Source organism: Silvimonas amylolytica (assembly GCF_014645555.1).
Lineage (GTDB): Bacteria > Pseudomonadota > Gammaproteobacteria > Burkholderiales > Chitinibacteraceae > Silvimonas > Silvimonas amylolytica.
On sequence record NZ_BMLY01000002.1, the window covers coordinates 283,028 to 301,487 of the forward strand.

At 55.9% G+C, this 18,460-nt stretch carries 17 protein-coding genes; 10 read left to right on the plus strand and 7 right to left on the minus strand.

Translation table 11 applies throughout. From position 1 onward, the window contains the following. Positions 1 to 246 precede the first annotated feature (246 nt). The gene (gene metH / locus IEX44_RS07550) at positions 247 to 3,963 is read left to right on the plus strand and encodes a methionine synthase (RefSeq protein ID WP_188691283.1); all 3,717 of its coding nucleotides are present in this window, start codon (positions 247 to 249) and stop codon (positions 3,961 to 3,963) included. 55 nt (positions 3,964 to 4,018) lie between these two features. On the opposite strand, the gene IEX44_RS07555 is transcribed toward metH, so the two are convergent. Both IEX44_RS07555 and IEX44_RS07560 read right to left on the minus strand, forming a co-directional pair. Next, a complete protein-coding gene (locus IEX44_RS07555) occupies positions 4,019 to 4,465 on the minus strand; it encodes a hypothetical protein (protein WP_188691287.1) in 447 nt (148 codons plus the stop codon). A gap of 7 nt (positions 4,466 to 4,472) precedes the next feature. Further along, on the minus strand, positions 4,473 to 5,771 hold the full coding sequence (locus tag IEX44_RS07560) for an AAA family ATPase (RefSeq protein WP_188691291.1): 1,299 nt from the start codon (positions 5,769 to 5,771) through the stop codon (positions 4,473 to 4,475). A 271-nt stretch (positions 5,772 to 6,042) separates the two neighbouring features. On the opposite strand from IEX44_RS07560, the gene IEX44_RS07565 reads away from it, so the two are divergent. The 3 genes from IEX44_RS07565 to IEX44_RS07575 all read left to right on the plus strand — a co-directional run bounded on the left by IEX44_RS07565 (position 6,043) and on the right by IEX44_RS07575 (position 8,172). After that, a complete protein-coding gene (locus tag IEX44_RS07565; protein ID WP_188691296.1) occupies positions 6,043 to 6,573 on the plus strand; it encodes an REP-associated tyrosine transposase in 531 nt (176 codons plus the stop codon). A gap of 95 nt (positions 6,574 to 6,668) precedes the next feature. Next, positions 6,669 to 7,061, plus strand: a complete 393-nt coding sequence (locus IEX44_RS07570; RefSeq protein WP_188691298.1) for a DUF1801 domain-containing protein — start codon at positions 6,669 to 6,671, stop codon at positions 7,059 to 7,061. A gap of 94 nt (positions 7,062 to 7,155) precedes the next feature. Continuing rightward, entirely contained in the window at positions 7,156 to 8,172 is a 1,017-nt protein-coding gene (locus tag IEX44_RS07575) for an FUSC family protein (protein WP_188691301.1), read from the plus strand. 12 nt (positions 8,173 to 8,184) lie between these two features. Here IEX44_RS07575 and IEX44_RS07580 read toward each other — a convergent pair whose 3' ends face one another. Then, positions 8,185 to 8,970, minus strand: coding sequence for a DUF1223 domain-containing protein (locus tag IEX44_RS07580; protein WP_188691304.1), 786 nt, complete (start codon positions 8,968 to 8,970; stop codon positions 8,185 to 8,187). Positions 8,971 to 9,051: 81 nt separating this feature from the next. Then, entirely contained in the window at positions 9,052 to 9,474 is a 423-nt protein-coding gene (locus IEX44_RS07585; RefSeq protein ID WP_188691307.1) for a YccF domain-containing protein, read from the minus strand. A gap of 224 nt (positions 9,475 to 9,698) precedes the next feature. On the opposite strand from IEX44_RS07585, the gene IEX44_RS07590 reads away from it, so the two are divergent. The 5 genes from IEX44_RS07590 (at position 9,699) to IEX44_RS07610 (ending at position 14,558) form a co-directional block, all read left to right on the plus strand. Further along, positions 9,699 to 11,324, plus strand: coding sequence for an NAD(P)/FAD-dependent oxidoreductase (locus tag IEX44_RS07590; RefSeq protein ID WP_188691310.1), 1,626 nt, complete (start codon positions 9,699 to 9,701; stop codon positions 11,322 to 11,324). Positions 11,325 to 11,408: 84 nt separating this feature from the next. Beyond that, positions 11,409 to 11,636, plus strand: a complete 228-nt coding sequence (locus IEX44_RS07595; protein WP_188691314.1) for an RNA-binding S4 domain-containing protein — start codon at positions 11,409 to 11,411, stop codon at positions 11,634 to 11,636. Between the two features lie 177 nt (positions 11,637 to 11,813). Continuing rightward, the gene (locus tag IEX44_RS07600) at positions 11,814 to 13,172 is read left to right on the plus strand and encodes an amino acid permease (protein WP_188691316.1); all 1,359 of its coding nucleotides are present in this window, start codon (positions 11,814 to 11,816) and stop codon (positions 13,170 to 13,172) included. A gap of 245 nt (positions 13,173 to 13,417) precedes the next feature. Continuing rightward, positions 13,418 to 13,957, plus strand: coding sequence for a BON domain-containing protein (locus tag IEX44_RS07605; RefSeq protein WP_188691321.1), 540 nt, complete (start codon positions 13,418 to 13,420; stop codon positions 13,955 to 13,957). Positions 13,958 to 14,240: 283 nt separating this feature from the next. Then, positions 14,241 to 14,558, plus strand: coding sequence for a BON domain-containing protein (locus IEX44_RS07610; RefSeq protein ID WP_188691323.1), 318 nt, complete (start codon positions 14,241 to 14,243; stop codon positions 14,556 to 14,558). A 76-nt stretch (positions 14,559 to 14,634) separates the two neighbouring features. On the opposite strand, the gene IEX44_RS07615 is transcribed toward IEX44_RS07610, so the two are convergent. Then, positions 14,635 to 15,126, minus strand: coding sequence for a M48 metallopeptidase family protein (locus IEX44_RS07615; protein WP_188691324.1), 492 nt, complete (start codon positions 15,124 to 15,126; stop codon positions 14,635 to 14,637). Beyond that, entirely contained in the window at positions 15,123 to 16,517 is a 1,395-nt protein-coding gene (locus IEX44_RS07620; protein ID WP_188691327.1) for an MATE family efflux transporter, read from the minus strand. The genes IEX44_RS07615 and IEX44_RS07620 overlap by 4 nt, the downstream gene beginning before the upstream one ends. A gap of 75 nt (positions 16,518 to 16,592) precedes the next feature. Here IEX44_RS07620 and IEX44_RS07625 point away from each other — a divergent pair, with 75 nt between their 5' ends. Then, positions 16,593 to 16,910 (plus strand): GIY-YIG nuclease family protein, encoded by a 318-nt coding sequence (locus IEX44_RS07625; RefSeq protein WP_188691329.1) that lies wholly within the window; start codon positions 16,593 to 16,595, stop codon positions 16,908 to 16,910. A 4-nt stretch (positions 16,911 to 16,914) separates the two neighbouring features. Here IEX44_RS07625 and IEX44_RS07630 read toward each other — a convergent pair whose 3' ends face one another. After that, positions 16,915 to 18,303 (minus strand): HD-GYP domain-containing protein, encoded by a 1,389-nt coding sequence (locus IEX44_RS07630; RefSeq protein WP_308423792.1) that lies wholly within the window; start codon positions 18,301 to 18,303, stop codon positions 16,915 to 16,917. Positions 18,304 to 18,460 lie beyond the last annotated feature (157 nt).

Consider the following 18,460-nt stretch of genomic DNA (forward strand, 5'->3'; position numbering starts at 1 on the left):
CCTGTTTTACAAGCGCTGAACCCCGTGGCGCCCCAAATCTGGCAAACCCGGCAAACCACACCCCGCCAAACGACAATTGCATGGGTAATTTTCTGTTATGCGCCGCGCTGGCGCTTGCCGCAAGCCAAAATCTTTTGCCGAAGCGATCCTCAAATGGAATGAGCGGCCACCAGGCTTTGGGTTTTCCCTGACGCCCTCATGTTAAAATTGCAGATTCGCCCTGCTAAATCCTTGAGAATCAAGCCAATGACTCGTCGCGCCGACCTGCAACACCAGCTCAATCAACGCATCCTGATCCTGGATGGCGGTATGGGCACGATGATTCAGCGCTACGAGTTGCAAGAGGCTGATTACCGCGGCGAGCGCTTTGCAGACTGGCCGAGCGATCTCAAAGGCAATAACGACTTGCTGGTGCTCAGCAAGCCACAGGTCATCCGTGAAATCCACCAGGCGTACCTGGATGCCGGTGCCGACATCATCGAGACCAACAGCTTTAACGGCACGCGCATTGCCATGGCGGACTACGACATGGAAGAACTGGTGTGGGAAATGAACCACGCCGCCGCGAAGCTGGTTAAAGAACTGTGTGTGGCGCAAACCGCCAAAACGCCGAACAAACCGCGTTATTGCGCTGGTGTTCTCGGCCCCACCAACCGCACCGCCACCATCAGCCCGGATGTGAACGACCCAGGCTATCGCAACGTCACCTTTGATGCGCTGGTCGAAAGCTACACCGAAGCCATTGATGGCCTCGTGAAGGGTGGCGCAGACCTGTTGCTGGTCGAAACCGTATTCGACACCTTGAACGCCAAGGCGGCCGTCTTCGCCATTCACAAATACTTTGACGAACACCCCGAAGCCGAACGCCTGCCGGTGATGATCTCCGGCACGATTACCGATCAGTCTGGCCGCACACTGACCGGCCAGACGACTGAGGCCTTCTACAACAGCTTGCGCCATGCCGAGCCGCTGACCTTCGGCCTGAATTGCGCACTGGGCCCGGATTTGCTGCGCCAGTATGTGGAAGAAATGGCACGGATCTCTGAGACCTTTGTCTCGGTCCACCCCAACGCCGGTCTGCCCAATGCCTTTGGCGGCTACGATCTGGACCCGGACACCATGGCCGATCAGGTCAAGGAATGGGCTGAACATGGCCTCGTGAACGTCATTGGCGGTTGCTGCGGCACCACGCCAGACCACATTGCCGCGATCTATCAGGCGGTGAAAGACCTGCCTCCGCGCGCGCTGCCAGACATCGAAAAGAAATGCCGCCTCTCCGGCCTTGAGCCCTTCAACATTGGCGACAAAGACCTGTTTGTGAACGTGGGCGAGCGCACCAACGTCACCGGCTCCAAAGCCTTTGCCCGCTTGATCCTGAACGGCGACTACCCCGCCGCGCTGGAAGTGGCCCGCCAGCAGGTGGAAGCCGGCGCGCAAGTCATCGACATCAACATGGACGAGGGCATGCTGGACGCCCACAAAGCCATGGTCACGTTCCTGAACCTGGTCGCCGCCGAGCCCGACATCAGCCGCGTGCCCATCATGGTGGATAGCTCCAAGTGGGACGTGATCGAAGCCGGCCTCAAATGCATTCAGGGCAAGCCGATCGTCAACTCGATCAGCATGAAGGAAGGCCGCGAGAAGTTTGTCGAACAAGCCCGCCTGCTGCGTCGTTATGGCGCAGCGGTGATCGTCATGGCGTTTGACGAAGTCGGCCAGGCCGACACCTTTGCCCGCAAGATTGAAATTTGCGAAAAGAGCTACCGCATTCTGGTCGATGAAGTGGGCTACCCGGCCGAAGACATCATCTTCGACCCCAACATTTTCGCCATCGCCACCGGCATTGAAGAACACGCCCGTTACGGTCTGGACTTCATCGAGGCCACTGGCTGGATCAAGCAAAACCTGCCATACGCCAAGATTTCTGGCGGCGTCTCAAATGTGAGCTTCAGCTTCCGCGGCAACAACAAGGTGCGCGAGGCCATTCACGCTGTGTTCCTGTACCACGCCATCAGCCAGGGCATGACGATGGGTATCGTTAACGCCGGCGCGCTGGAAGTGTACGAAGAAGTGCCCAAAGACCTGCGTGACCGCATTGAAGACGTGGTGTTGATGCGCGATACCGGCAACCCGGACCCGCTGGCTGCTACTGAAGCGCTGATTGCACTGGCCGAATCGTTCAAGGGCGATGCCAACGCCGCCAAGGGCGAAGACCTGGCCTGGCGCCAGTTGCCACTGCAAGAGCGCATTACCCACGCGCTGGTGAAAGGCATTACCACATTCATTGTGGAAGACACCGAAGAAGCCCGCCAGGCCGCCGAGCGCCCGATCCACGTGATCGAAGGCCCGCTCATGAACGGCATGAACCACGTCGGCGACTTGTTTGGCGCCGGTAAAATGTTCCTGCCGCAGGTGGTGAAATCCGCCCGTGTGATGAAAGCCGCCGTGGCCCACCTGGAACCGTTTATCGAAGAAGAAAAGATCGCCATGGGCCTGGCCGACGCGCCGGCCAAGGGCAAGATTGTGATGGCGACCGTCAAGGGCGACGTGCACGACATTGGCAAGAACATCGTCGGCGTGGTGCTGCGTTGTAACAACTATCAGGTGACCGACCTGGGCGTGATGGTGCCAGCCCAGAAAATCCTGGATACCGCCAAAGAGATTGGCGCGGACATCATTGGCCTGTCTGGCCTGATCACGCCTAGCCTGGAAGAAATGGCGCACGTGGCCAAAGAAATGGAGCGCCAGGAATTCAACGTACCGTTGCTGATCGGCGGCGCGACGACCTCCAAAGTACACACAGCAGTCAAGATCGAACCCAACTACCCCAGCGGCAACGTGATCTACGTGCCGGATGCCTCACGCGCCGTGGGCGTGTGTTCCAGCTTGTTGAGTGACGTGCTCAAGCCCGATTACGTCGGCAAGGTGCGCGATGAGTATCTGAATATCCGCACCATTCACGCCAACAAGGGCGCCAGCAAACTGCTGCCGCTGGCCACCGCGCGCGCCAACGCCTTCAAACCCATCATCGACTGGCAACACTACAACCCGCCCAAACCCAAACAACTGGGCGTGATGAAGTTTGAAAACGTGCCGCTGTCCGAGATCGCCCCGATCATCGACTGGAGCCCGTTCTTCAACGCCTGGGAATTGTTTGGCAAATACCCGCGCATTCTGGAAGACGAAGTCGTCGGCGAATCCGCCCGCGCGCTCTTTGCCGACGCGCAAGCCATGCTGCAAAAGATGATTGCGGAAGAATGGGTGACCGCATCCGGTGTGATCGGCCTGTGGCCCGCCAACCGCGTTGGCGACGACATTGAAGTCTACGACCCGCAAACCGGCGAGAAGATCATGGCCTGGCACACCCTGCGCCAGCAAAACGCCAAAGCCGAAGGCAAACCCAACTGGGCGCTGGCCGACTTCATCGCCCCCAAAGACAGTGGCAAGACCGACTACATTGGCGCCTTTGCCGTCACCGGCGGCCTGAACATCGACCCGCACGTGAAGCGCTTTGAAGACGCCAACGACGATTACAGCGCCATCATGGTAAAAGCCCTGGCCGACCGCTTTGCCGAAGGCTTTGCCGAATACATGCACCGCAAGGTGCGCAAGGAAATCTGGGGCTACGTACCGGACGAAACCCTGAGCGTGGACGAACTGACGGACGAGAAATACACCGGCATCCGCCCCGCCCCCGGCTACCCCGCCTGCCCGGACCACACCACCAAAACCGACCTGTTCCGCGTTCTGGACGCCAACAGCATCGGCATGACCCTGACCGAAGGCTACGCCATGCTACCGACGGCCGCCGTCAGCGGCTTCTACTTCAGCCACCCGCAAGCGCAGTACTTTGCGGTGGGGAAGATTGCGAAGGACCAGGTTGAGGACTATGCGGCACGGCGTGGGGTTTCTGTGGAGCAGGCTGAGCGGGATTTGGCGCCGAATTTGGGGTACGGCGGTTAATCTATTGAAATCGAACCAAGGTCGCGGTTGCGATCTTGGTTCGATTTATGCGTCACTAGACGTTTCTAAGTAATCTACGATTCCGATTGCCTGTAAATATTTTGGGGGGTACAACGTCTCCGTAATAGAGATCTCGACGCTTCAAAAATCTATGGCAACGGGGATCATTTACGCATACAACTTTGGCTCTAGAAATGGCAGCAATTGCCACCAAATGGGCATCGTCAAAATCTGCGCAATTAGCATTTTGCTCCGCATATAATTGGGCGGCATCTACTTGATCATCGTTAAGTCTAGTTATTTTCCCGGCTCGCCCTAACTCTGCCAGATGTGGCAGCACGGACTTAACTGCCTGCAGTTGTTGCGCATAGAGCTTTCCACCAAAAACGATTTTTCCATTTTTTGATTTAAGCCATGAGAGTAAATCGGACAAATTTGCGTGCGCTTGGTCAGTAACCTTGAAAACAGGAACAAACAAGGGAGGATCTATTACGACGGACATAGTAACCTCACGAAATCAACTCTAATTGTTCATTGAAAAAGAAATTTCTATAATTTTCTGGTTGCTCATCTGACATCTCTCCGTTCTCTGAGATGTTAATCTTGCTAACCTTATTTATTCCGCCTTCCCGCTCAAAAAATAATATTTGACTAGAAAATTCCACCGGATTTCTCTTCAAATTTATTCTGAATCTATCAATGGTAAAGTCACTATGAGTTTCTACTAAAAAACTCTTACTTTCGTTGCGCGCTTCTTCCGCAATAAAATCGCCCACAGCAGCCTGCGCTCTAGGGTGTAAATGCACTTCCGGCTGCTGAATAGAAAATACAGTTTCTCTATCTCTAACAAACATTTCCACTATTACTGGCAATGCCTGTGAAACTCCATACCCGACGTTTCCCGCACTCAACGGCTTTTTATTTAAAATAAAGTCAAGTTCAAATGGTGCATTTATCGCCCGGCCGTATGACTTGATCTCAATTGTTTTAAACAACCCACTAGCTGCACCTAATTTTTCCAGAAAAGATTTGAATTTCTCTGCATTGGCTTTATTCCCAAGCGTCTTCCGAATCACATAAGGAGTGTGTGCTCCTTCTGGACTATACGCAGTGCTATGTTCGTCGTATGTACGTCTTGGAATCGCACGTATTGGTGCCAATTCAACGTAAGGCTTTGCAAAAAACGTTGGCACAACCGCATTAAAAGAAATCCCATCTCCATCTTCCTTTTCTGCTGAATAAAGCAGCGATTGAAGCCGAAAAATTTTTGGAATGTTTCGTTGATCTTCATCAACAATAATTTTTTTATAGCCTATTGTTTCTTTATGTGATTCTACATAGCTCTTAGCTATATCCATGGGGTCAAATTCATCGGCGAAGGAAATTTTTTTGTTCTTAAAGTAGTCTGTGGAATTCCCCTTTTCCTTTATCAACCTCCTTTCTATGGATCGGAGATATTCTGAGTCACCCACAGAAACTTTCTTTACTACTGCTCCTCCCTCATTCTCCACATATGTTGTTATTTTCGCGTTCCATGATTTTCCGCTTCGAAAAATCATACCTAAAGAAAAATTTTTCTTGTCTTTTGATTCAGCGCTTACTAAATCATAAAAGCTTCTTCTTTTATCAGATTTTCTACCAAAACCAAGATTATAGAACCACGTATTACTATCAAAAAAGTGATTAATTATTTCTAAAAAAGAACTTTTCCCAGTACTGTTTTCTCCAACAAGAAAATTAACATCAGAAAGGGGAATAAAGGCATTAGAAAACCCTCTGTAATTATCTAGATATATGATTAAATCCATCTAACACTTATCCTCGTTTTCTTAATTGTTAATGAATAAGAGATGAACTTTCTTTCAGCTCTTATCTCCTCTACCCAAGCAAGCTCAAGACGGATTCGATAGAGCCAATCCAGCTTTCTGGGTCTGCTAATCCACACGTAAAGATGAAATATTGCTCCGCTTCGACGCCTCCTACGCAAGCCACATCAGCCCCCTATCTTCGCACCAAAACAAGGCACCAACTCTCCAAACATACTACGGTGCTTGCTTCTACGTAAGCAGACGCTAATCAATGTCGCGCTATCGCCGCAGTTTCGTTGATGGAGGCAGTTATTTCTTCACGGTCGCTTTGACAAATCGCAAGGAAAACTTACTGATTTGGCATATTGACCAGCTGCGCTCAGCCATTCAAACCGTGAGGCGCACGCATCCATTCCTGATTGATGCATGGGTGGTTTTGCCTGAGCACATGCATTGCATCTGGACGTTGCCTGAAGGCAATGCGGATTACCCGTTCCGCTGGCGCTTGATCAAGCTGCTGTTTTCGCGCGCGTTGCCGTATACCGAGTTTGTCACCTCAACCGCACAGGCACGTGGGGAGCAGGGTATCTGGCAGCGTCGGTATTGGGAACATACGATCAGGGATGAAGAAGACTTTGCCCGGCATGTGGCCTATATCCATTTCAACCCGGTCAAGCATGGGTATGTGCGGCGGGTGGTAAATTGGCCGTATTCGACGTTTCACCGGTATGTGGCATCCGGGCTGTTGCCAGAGGATTGGGCAGGCGAAGGCGGGGAGATCGATGGTATGTTTGGTGAATAACCGTAGAGTGGATTCGGAGCGCAGCGACAATCCACCTGTGCAATGGTGGATTGCTTCGCGAATCCACCCTACATCACTCTTCAGAGGCAAACCCCATGCACAAAACCAGCGGCGACCCGAACCGCCCGGCCCCCATCCTCATCGACGAACGCATTGCGGAACTGAATGACTGGCGCGGCGAAACTTTGGCCAGGCTGCGCGCGTTGATGCATGAAGCCATTCCAGATGTGGTGGAGACCTGGAAGTGGGGCGTGCCAGTGTGGGAGCACAACGGCATCATCTGCACGGGTGAGTCGTACAAGGCGGCGATAAAGCTGACTTTCCCCAAAGGCGCGACGGTGGATGACCCCAAGCAGTTGTTTAACTCCAGCCTGGAAGGCAACGCGCGGCGGGCGATTGATTTCAAGAAAGATGCAGTGATGGATGAGGCGGGGTTGAAGGCCTTGTTTCAGGCCGCGGCCGCGTTGAACAAGCCCAAGGACAAGTAATGATCGTGCGGGGTGGATTCTCTTTCCACCCGCATCGCCTTCTCAGCGCCCGTTGTATATTTCATGATCACCGCCCCACACATCCGGCCTGATCATGACCCGTTCTATTGCCTCCGCACCCCGCACGTTCAAATCCCGGCTGGCAGACTTTTCCCTGACTGATAACGCGCGTTATCTCAAGTTCGCGCTGGCGATGTGGTTGGGGTATTTCCCGGCGTACTGGTACGGCAATAACGAGGTGGCGATTGGCATGGCGACGTCAGCCATGCTGACGCTCGCGCTCGGTAATTCTGTGAATGCAGCGCAGAGTTATTTTTATCAGCGCGTGCTGACCAATGTGATTGCGGTGCCGGTGGGGTGTCTGGTGCTGTGGCTGACGCATCCGCATTTCGTGCTGGGCGTGGTGTTGGTGCCGATTGTGATTCTGGGTCTGGTAAAGCTGCGGCCGCAGTTTTTCCGACTCACCAGCCTGACGGTGGCGATGACGCTGATTCTGTATTCCGGCACGTATATGGAATTGATTGAACAGCGGTTGTTCAGTGTGATTGTGGGTATGTTTCTGGGCTTTGCCATCCACAAGTTGATCTTGCCGCCAGATCACGGGCATGAAGCGCGCAAGTTGCTGGTGCAAGCCACAGACGCCGCCACGGCGTGCGTGCGGGCCAGTCTGGCTGGCCATCAGGAAGCGTTGCCGCAGCTGGAAAAATCCGCGAATGCCTATCGGGGCTCGGTGCAGATGCTGACGGTGGATCTGAACTCGCTCATGCCATGGCATCTGGAGCGTTACCGGCCTGATCTGGCCATCTTGAAAACCCATCAACAGGTGCTGGATTTTCTGGTGGATTTTGGCAAGTTGATGAAGACCTTCGCCGCAGAGTACGCCGGTGCGTCGCCCGAATTCACGGCCGCGCTCCGTGAGGTGATGTTGCAGATGGCGGCCCTGCATGAGCAACTGGTGACAGGCACGGTGCCAGCAGTGCAAATATCCGCCCTGCAGCCGCTCACCCGGATGAACCTGGCTGGCAACGTGCATGAGTCATTGTTCCGGGGCAAGGCGGTGGAATATGCCTTGCTGCTGGAAAAACTCAGCAAGCAGCAGCCCACGGCCTGACCCGGTTGGCATTCAGCGTGGGCAGTCTGCCGTACTGACCGCCTGGATCACCTCTGCCGTTTGCGGGTTCTGCAACCATGCCACCACGCGCACCTGCTTGCCGGTGGATGCCGGCACGGCCAGCGTGGTTTGCACTGCGCCATCGACATGAATCGGTAGCGCGGGGCTCATGGCGCGGACGACGTGGGCGTGGGTCAGCGTGGCGCCGCTGTTTTCCCCGGCGATCACGTGGGACACAAGGCCGCTTTCGGCCACCGCCACGCGCAGCTGCAGGCCGGCATCCGGTTTCAGGCCAGCGGCTTTGACCGACACGGCCAGCAGGTTGCCCGGCTGCGGCGTGGCGCTCACGTACAAACCGGCTGGCGCGTTCTGGCTGGTGTTCTGGCTCATCAGCGCGTCCAGCCGGCTGCGCCAGTCCAGCAGGGGCGTGCCATTGATGAAGAAGTGCGGGGTGTAGACCACGCGGCCGCCGGTGGCGTGGACCATCCACTCCTGCATTTCGCCGTAGGCCGGATCCGCAAACAGATCGCGCCAGCCCTGGTCATCCCAGTAGTTCACATGAAAAGCCAGCGGCACGATGGGGCCCATGCGGGCATCGGTGGTCGTGTTCAGTGCGTTCAGGCGCGTGTCGGCGGGTGGGCAATCCGAACAGCCTTCAGAGGTAAACAACTGCACCAGCGCGGCGCGGTGGGTACCGCTTTGCGCCTGACAGGCCGCCGCTAAAGATTGGGTAGCAGGCAGCAGCGCCAGCGCAAGGCTGGCGAGCAGGTGGGTGAGCGGAAATGGCAACGGGCGCATGGCAAATCTCTTGGGGTCGTCGATACCGTTAGAGTCGCGCAACGCGCCCGTTTCTGACACCGCCTGGCGGCAGAGGCAGTGCTAGCCGCGCAAGGAGAACATGCGGTCTTTCTCTACGATGGTCTGGCCGATAGGTGCCAGCGCAATCAGCGCCAGTTTCAGATGTTGTATGCCGAACGGAATGCCAATGATGGTGATGAAGTTGGCCGCCGCGCACAACACGTGGCCAATGGCCAACCACCAGCCGCCAAACACAAACCAGATCACGTTGCCCAGAAAGCCCAGCGCGCCGGTACCAATATCATGTTTGCCGTTCAGATTACGCCGGTTCACGGCTTCCCGCCCGAATGGCCACAGGGCGAAACCGCCAATGACAAAGCAGGCTTTGGCCCAGGGAATACCGACAATGGTGATCAACATGACCAAACCCGCCAGCCACCAGCCAATGGCCATCCACACACCGCCCAGTACAAACCACAGAATATTGCCGATGAACCGCAGCATTGTTTTTTCCTTTTTTAGAAGAAATGCCGGCGTCAGCGCCGCTGACACAAAAGATCATAATGGGCCACGCGGTTGGGTCAAAGTTCAGTTGTGCGTCAGTGTGACGAGCGTGACAAATACCAGGCGAGTCGCGCATGTCGCCCCAAACCCGGCGCGGATGCGGCATCCGGTACAATGCGCGGTTTGCGGCTGCGCTGGCCGCCACTTTGTCTGGATAGAACCCAATGCTGCGACTGAACGAAATCAAACTTCCGCTGGACCACACCCCGGAAGAACTGCCTGCCGCGATTGTGGCCAAACTGGGGATCAAGGCAGAAGACTTGATCAGCCACAGCATTTATCTGCGCAGCTACGACGCGCGCAAAAAAGCCAACATCCTGCTGATCTATACGGTTGACGTGGAAGTACGCAACGAAGCAGCGTTACTCAAGCGCTTCAAGACCGATACCAAGGTCAGCGTCACCCCCGATACCAGCTACAAGCCCGTGGCCTTTGCGCCAGACAATCTGCAAAAGCGTCCGGTCGTAGTCGGCCTTGGCCCCTGTGGCTTGTTTGCTGCGCTAATCCTGGCGCAGACCGGCTTCAAGCCCATTGTGCTCGAGCGCGGCAAGGCCGTGCGTGAGCGCACCAAAGACACCTGGGGCCTGTGGCGCAAGCGCGAGCTGAACCCGGAATCCAACGTGCAGTTTGGCGAAGGCGGCGCGGGGACGTTCTCTGACGGCAAGCTCTACAGCCGCATCAAGGATCACCGCCATCATGGCGACAAGGTGCTGCATGAGTTTGTAGTGGCCGGCGCGCCGGAAGAAATCCTCTACGTCTCCAAGCCGCATATTGGTACGTTCCGGCTGGTGGGCATGGTCGAGACCATGCGCGAGAAGATCATTGAACTGGGTGGTGAAATCCGGTTTCAGACGCGGATGGATGATCTGATCGTTGAAAAAACCGCCGATGGCAACCAGCAAGTACGTGGCGTGAAAACCCAGACCGGCGAGATCATCGAGACCGACCACGTGGTGCTGGCCCTGGGCCACTCTGCCCGCGACACCTTCCAGGTGCTGTTTGATCGCAATGTGTATATGGAAGCCAAACCGTTCAGCGTGGGCTTCCGCATCGAACACCCACAGTCACTCATCGACAACGCCCGCTTTGGCCCCAATGCCGGACACCCGATCCTGGGTGCCGCCGATTACAAACTGGTGCACCACGCCAGCAATGGCCGGGCGGTGTACAGCTTCTGTATGTGTCCGGGCGGCACGGTGGTGGCGGCAACGTCTGAGCCAGGCCGTGTGGTCACCAATGGCATGAGTCAGTACTCCCGTAACGAGCGCAACGCCAACGCCGGGATCGTGGTCGACATCAGCCCGGAACGCGACTACCCAGGCCATGTGCTGGCTGGTGTGGAATTCCAGCGCAAGCTCGAATCTGCCGCGTATGTACTGGGTGGCAGCAACTACAGCGCACCGGGGCAACTGGTAGGCGACTTCATTGCCAACAAGGCTTCCAAAGACTTTGGCAGCGTGCAGCCGTCTTACACGCCGGGTGTGCATCTCACCAACCTTGATACCGCCCTGCCACACTTCGCCATTGAGGCGATCCGTGAAGCACTGCCGGCTTTTGGCCGTCAGATCCGTGGTTTTGATATGCACGATGCCGTGCTGACTGGCGTAGAAACGCGCACCTCGTCCCCGGTGCGGATCAAGCGCGACAATGAATCGCTGCAAAGCCTGAACACACGCGGCCTGTATCCGGCGGGTGAAGGGGCGGGTTATGCGGGTGGGATCATGTCGGCCGGTGTGGATGGCATCAAGGTGGCAGAAGCCGTGGCCTTGTCGATCGTCGGCCAGTCGTGATTTATCCCCCGGACACACGGCTGCCATGGCTCCGTGCGTCCAGCACTATGCTGTTACCATCAACCCTTTTTTCGGCCCGCATCCATGCAAACGCTTGAAGTTGAAATCAACACTGAATATATCCCGCTGAATGATTTGCTGAAGATTGCCGGTGTGGTGGATAGCGGCGGCGCGGGTAAAGCGCTGGTGGCCAGTGGCGTGGTCTCGGTCGATGGCGTGCAGGAACTGCGCAAGACCAACAAGATTCGTCCGGGCATGGCCGTGGATGTCGATGGTCAGGTATTGATCAAGGTCACGGCGGCAGCTGAATAAGCTCAAGCTGGCCCACAGGTAGTCGAAATCCCGACTTGAGGCATGTCCTGACGCGTGCCAAAGTCAAAACCGGCCAGGTTTTCGCCTGGCCGTGTTTATTTGTCGCTTTAGCCAGATTGACCTTAGTTCTGATTTGATAGACCCCGGTGTGCTCACCGGATTTGCAGGAAACCTGTTTTGGATACTTCCACCTCACAAGACGGTCTCAAGCGTGGCTTGAAAAACCGACATATCCAGTTGATTGCGCTGGGTGGCGCTATTGGTACCGGCCTGTTTCTGGGTTCCGCTGGCGTGCTCAAAGCCGCCGGCCCTTCCATGATTCTGGGTTACGCCATTGGCGGCTTTATTGCCTTTCTGATCATGCGCCAGTTGGGCGAAATGGTCGCGCAGGAACCGGTGGCTGGCACCTTCAGCCATTTTGCCTACAAATACTGGGGCGATTTCGCCGGCTTTTTGTCGGGCTGGAACTATTGGGTTCTGTATGTGCTGGTCAGCATGGCAGAGCTCACGGCCGTGGGTAAGTATGTGGAGTTCTGGCGCCCGGATATTCCCACCTGGGTCTCGGCGCTGGTGTTCTTTGTGGCCATCAATGCGGTGAACCTGGCAAACGTCAAACTCTTTGGCGAGATGGAATTCTGGTTTGCCATCATCAAGGTGGTGGCGGTGATCGCCATGATCGTGTTCGGTGGTTACCTGCTGGTCAGTGGTCACGGCGGCCCGCAAGCCTCCATTGCCAATCTGTGGAACGACGGCGGTTTCTTCCCGCATGGGTTCAGCGGGTTGTTCATGATGCTGGCTGTGATCATGTTCTCGTTTGGCGGACTGGAGCTGATCGGGATCACCGCTGCAGAAGCTGACGATCCACGCAAAAGCATCCCCAAGGCGGTCAACCAGGTCATCTACCGGATTCTGATCTTCTACATTGGCGCGCTGACTGTGCTGTTGTCGCTCTACCCATGGAGCAAGGTGGCGGCAGGGGGTAGTCCGTTCGTGATGATCTTCTCGCAGATTGGTGAAGGGCTGACCGCCAATATTCTCAACGTCGTGGTGCTGACGGCGGCGCTGTCTGTGTACAACAGCAGTGTCTATGCCAATAGCCGCATGCTGTACGGCCTGGCAGAACAAGGCAATGCGCCGCGCGCGCTTCTGAAGGTGAACCGTCGTGGTGTGCCGGTGGCAGCGATTTTGCTGTCCGCGCTAGCAACATTTACCTGCGTCATCATCAATTACGTGATCCCGGCCCGCGCGCTGGATGTGTTGATGGCACTGGTGGTCGCTGCACTGGTGATCAACTGGGCGCTGATCAGCCTGACCCATCTGAAATTTCGCAAAGCCATGGATGCCAAGGGTGAGCACATTGTGTTTCGCTCGTTCTGGTTTCCGCTCAGCAACTGGATCTGCCTGGCTTTCATGGTCATGATCCTGGGGATTTTGCTGTTCACACCGGGGCTGGATGTCTCAGCGTATCTGGTGCCAGCGTGGTTGTTCGTGATGTGGCTGGGTTATCGCTACAAGCTGAAAACCACGCGAAGCTAAGCCGCTAACCGCGGTTGATATGGAGAAAAAGGCTGTCCCGATCCGGGCAGCCTTTTTTGTTATCTTTTCCCAGGCTGTCAAAAGGATGACTGCCGCCCCTCCCCTCTGGCGCAATAATTGAGATTGACGTGTCAGTAACATGTCCTATGCATAAGTCTGGGCTTGATGAAACGTTTGCCCCGCCAAACTGAAAAGTCACGCCCGGTTACCACCACAATGAATTGATCCAATGAGAGGGAATAAGAATGAAGCAGCTTCTTTTGCGCACCACACTGGCACTGGCAATTGGTCTGGGTTTTGGCATGACCGCTTCTTCGGCATGGGCTGATGGCGCGAACGGCGAGAATGGCGAGGCAGCTACTGCAGCGAGTACCGCCAAGCCGTCTGTGACCACTCAGGTCAAAAAGGCGCTGAAAGACCCGTCCCTGGGCGCCTCCAAGGTCAAGGTCAAGAACAAGAAGGGTGTGATCACCCTGACCGGTTCTGCCGCCACCAAGGATCAGTCTGCTGCGATTGCTGATGCCGTCGGCAAAGTTGATGGTGTGAAGAGCGTTGTGAACCACATCATCACCGCTGACTCGCTGACTGGCCAGGTCAAGGCAGCCCTGAACAAGGACGCCACCTTGCACGCCTTTAATCTGGGCGTGAAAGAAAACAATGGCGAAGTGACCTTGTTCGGCTCTGTGCAAGAACAGGAAGACTCTGAAAAAGCCGAAACTATCGCCAAGGGTGTCAGCGGCGTGACCTCGGTGAAGAACCTGATCAATGTGGCTCACCCACATTAATCACACGCATCAGCGTGGTAGACAAAAAACAGCGGCCCTGGCCGCTGTTTTTTTATGTCCGTCAGCCTCAAACGCTTGCCTGGCAAGGCTTGCAGCCTGTTTTCCAGCCTCCCTCGTCTGATGGCGTTTATCAATTTATTCTCGCATTTCGGGCAGTTGTCATGAAACCGCAATGATTGATTCATACATTTCCGCCTGAGTCGGAAATCCCTGCGCGGGTCTCGCGCACGCCGATCCGTTTTCAACTGCTCTCATTATCCGGTCTTGTGACAAGGGAAAAGAAATGAACAAACTGCTCGCACGTACGCTGATCGCCGCCGCCCTGGTTGTTGGCACCTCCTTCACCGCTACCGCCGCCATGGCCGCTGACGCTGCTGCTGCCGCTGCGCCGACCGACGAGCAACTGGCTGCTTCCGTCAAGGCTGCACTGGATGCCGACGCAACTCTGAAGGCGTTCAACCTGGCTGTGACCTCCAAGAAAGCTGAAGTGACCATCGACGGTACCGTTGATCATGGCGAACAAATGGCCCAAGCCGGCCAGATCGCCGAAAAGGTGCCGGGCGTGAAGTACGTTATCAACAACATCAACCCGAAAGACTAATTCGTCCGACGGTGGTTGTTGCAGCAAAAAGCCCGGTGATTAACCGGGCTTTTTGCTTGCATGTCGCCATGCCACATCAACTGTATTCACGCAGCGTCAGCCAGACCCTCAAGTCGAACTCGAGCTGGTGGTAATCGGGCTGCATATGGCAGCACATCTGATAGAACGACTTGTTGTGATCCTTCTCTTTCAGATGCGCCAGTTCATGTACGACGATCATGTTCAAAAATTCCGGCGGCGTCTCACGGAACAGCGTAGCAATGCGGATTTCATTCTTGCGCTTGAGTTTGCTCCCTTGCACGCGTGAGGCGAAGGTGTTGGTGCCCAGTGTGCCGCCAATCAGATCAAGCTGGTTGTCATACTGTACGCGAGCCGGTTGCGGTGCGTTTTTCAGGTAGCGCTGTTTGATCTCAATGACATAGTCGTACAACGCTTTGTCCGTCTGGATGTCATTGCGCTCCGGGTACCGTTTGGCCAGCCAGGGCGCCAGTTCGCCGTTATCCAGCAAACGTTCAACGCGTTCAACCAGTTCGGGCGGATAGCCCGTCAGAAACCGCATCTTGCTCATTTGGCCGCCACGACCTGCGCCGTCGGCGTCACCATGCGGGCCTTACGCCAGCCGCCAAAACGGTAGTACAGCAAGGCCAGCGTGATCGATACCACGGATCCAACCGGAAAACTCCACCAGATGGCTTCCTGACCCATGTAGCGCTCCATGTGCGAGGCAAACGGCAACCGTGTCAGCCACATCGAGATCACGAGGATGACCAGCGGGGGCATCACCGCACCGGTCGCGCGCACTGTCGCAAACAGCACAATGGTGACGCCGAAAAGAATGAACGACCAGGCCACGGTCCAGTCGATATGCCGGGCAATGCTGATGGCATTGGCGTCATCCGGCAAGAACAAGCCCAGGACCAGTCGATCAAGCACCAGCAATACCGCCACCAGCGTACCTGTCATGAGAAAATTGAACAGTACGCCGACGCGGGTAATGCGTGAGACCCGATCCCACAACCCTGCACCCACGTTCTGCGCCACCATGGATGACACACCAGCCCCCAGGGCCAGCGCGGGCATCTGGATGTAGTTCCACAGTTGCGAGGCCACACCGTATGCCGCCGTGACGGTCGAACCATGCGCATTCACCAGACTGATCATGACAATGGCAGACGATGAAATCACCAGCATCTGCAGACCCATCGGCAAACCTTTGAAGATGAGCGAACGCAGTATGACTGGATCAGGTTTGAGGTAATGCAGTTCATGCCGCCCTAGCAGCAGGAAGTATTTGCGCCGTTTCAGAAACCACATCATGGCGATCAGGCTGGTGCTTTGGGCGATCAGCGTGGCCGCCGCCGAACCCGCAATCCCCAGCTTTGGGAACGGACCCCAGCCAAAAATCAGCACCGGATTAAGCACGATATCGGTGATCACCGAGAACAGCATGAACCAGAATGGCGTACGCGAATCCCCCGTGCCCCGCAGCGTCATCATCATGACGTTGTACAGATACATGAACGGCACCGCGATAAAGATCACGCGCAAGTAAGCCACGGCATAGGGGCGCGCATCAGCCGGCGTGCCCATGGCATCCAGGATATGCGGGGTGAGGATCACGCCGGCCAGCGCCAGCAGTACAGAGACAATGATGAAAAATGTGGCACTTGTGCCAACCACACGCCGGGCCTGATCCATATTGCGAGCGCCCACCGCCTGGCCGACCAGGATGGTATTGGCCATCGACAAGCCAAACACCACGCCCAGCAAGAAGAACAACACAATGTTGGCGTTGGATGTCGCCGTCAGCGCCGCCTCGCCCAGGTAATGCCCCACCCACATCGAATTGATCGACGCATTGAGCGATTGCAGCACATTGCTGCCCAACACCGGCAGCGAGAACATAAACAGCGTGCGCCCGACCGGGCCGGTGGTGAGGTTCATACGGGATCTGGACATGCGGCAATCCCAGCTTTGTGTGATGATCAGAGTCCCGAATATTGGCCCGTTTGCGCCCGCACGCAAACCCTTTTTATGCAGCCTCTTACCGATGGCGCTACCGCACCCTGGTTTGTTTATCTGATTGAGTGCCGCAACGGCAGTCTGTACACCGGCATCAGCAATGATGTGGCGGCGCGGTACCTGGCCCATGCCAGCGGCAAAGGTGCGCGCTATACCCGTGCCAACCCGCCGGTACGGCTGATGGCTGTGCTGGTATGCGCAGATCGCGCCGAGGCTTCACGCCAGGAGTACGCCATCAAGCAAATGACACCCAAGGCCAAGCGAACGCTCTGTGCCGCACACCTGCCTGATCCGGCGTTGCTGGCGCAACTGGTTACAAAGCCAGAATGATCGATCAAGCCGGGACGGAGACTTCTGCCACGCGGCAGAGTGCCTCAAAACAGCGTGGGTCGATGGCTGTCCCGACGCTCTTTTTCATGATGGCCAAGGTTTCATCGATCGACGTGGCCGGGTGATAGGGGCGCTCGGCACTGATGGCATCAAAAATATCGGCCGTCGTGACAATACGCGTTTCCAGACTGATCGCATCCGCCTTCAGACCACGCGGGTAACCGGTGCCATCAAGGCGTTCATGATGTGCTGCCGCCATTCTGGCCAGTTCACGGAAAGACCCGATGCGCGAGAGGATGGCCTCGGTGTAGCTGGCGTGCAGCTTGATGGCTTCCCACTCCTCCTCATCAAGCTTGCCTGGTTTATCCAGGATGGAATTGCTGACTCCTAACTTACCAACATCATGCAACAAGGCCGCACGCCGTAACCAGCGACGACGTGCTTCCGGGATCTCCAGCGCCGCAGCAATCGCGTCGGTGTACAGTCCGACGCGCTGGCTATGACCGGCCGTAAACGGGCTTTTGGAGTCCACGACTTCGCCAAATGCTTCGGCGATATCGTCCAGGTAGTCTTCATCGACCGGCACCGCAAATTGTGCGGGTTCAAGCGCCATCACGGCCTTGGCAATCTGGTCAGATTCAAGCATTTGCCAAAAGAGCGAATCTTTGGCGACCGCCTCGAAAGCACGGCACAGTTCTGGATCAAACCACTTGCCGGCACGGGCCCGCACTTCATTGAGCGCTGCACCGCGGCCAGCGGAAAAATGAAACACGTCGATCACTTGCGCCAGCAATGCAATCCGCGACGCCAGCGGAATTTCCTTACCTGCCAGACGATCTGGCCGACCAGAGCCATCCCAATGTTCATCCAGCGCGCGAATACCACCGGCCACAGCCTCGTTAAAGCGCAGCCGGCGGGCGATCTCGGCACCGCGATCACAGCGTGTCTGGATCAGTTCTTGCGCCATATCGCCACCATTCTTGAGCACATTCATGATGGCTTGCAGGCGAGAACTCCAGCGCGCGTTGCGGCCGGTATGGCTGAACACAAAACCCAGAATCTGCGGCAGGCCTGTGCCGACCAGCTTGAAGCTTTGTTTGAACCCGAGATCGTCGGTGAGATAAAGCTCGCAAATGCGCGCGGCGTTGCTGCTGCAGCCTAGATCCTTGAGCAGCAAGGTGTAGTAGAGGTCCCACTGATCGCGTTCGCTGACACCCAACTCACGTGCAATGTTGAGGCCAATCCAGCAGCAACGCACACAATGACCTTCCGGCTGGCCTTCGGTAATGTCCAGCGCGTAGCTTAACGAGGCCATCAGGTCAGCCAGTTTGAGTCTGGACCCTGGATTGACCGCAGCGGCGGCAGACATAAACAAGGTGGATTGTGCATTCATGGGTGGGGCTCCGAAACCGGATGGCATGACATCGCCATTCAGTTTGTAAGTTTATACACCCACAATTTGTTGATTGATATCAAAAAACGCTAATTTACTTACGAATCGACGGGCGGTTATCAGACGCGCTTTCCTGACTGCGGGATCAAGCAAAATT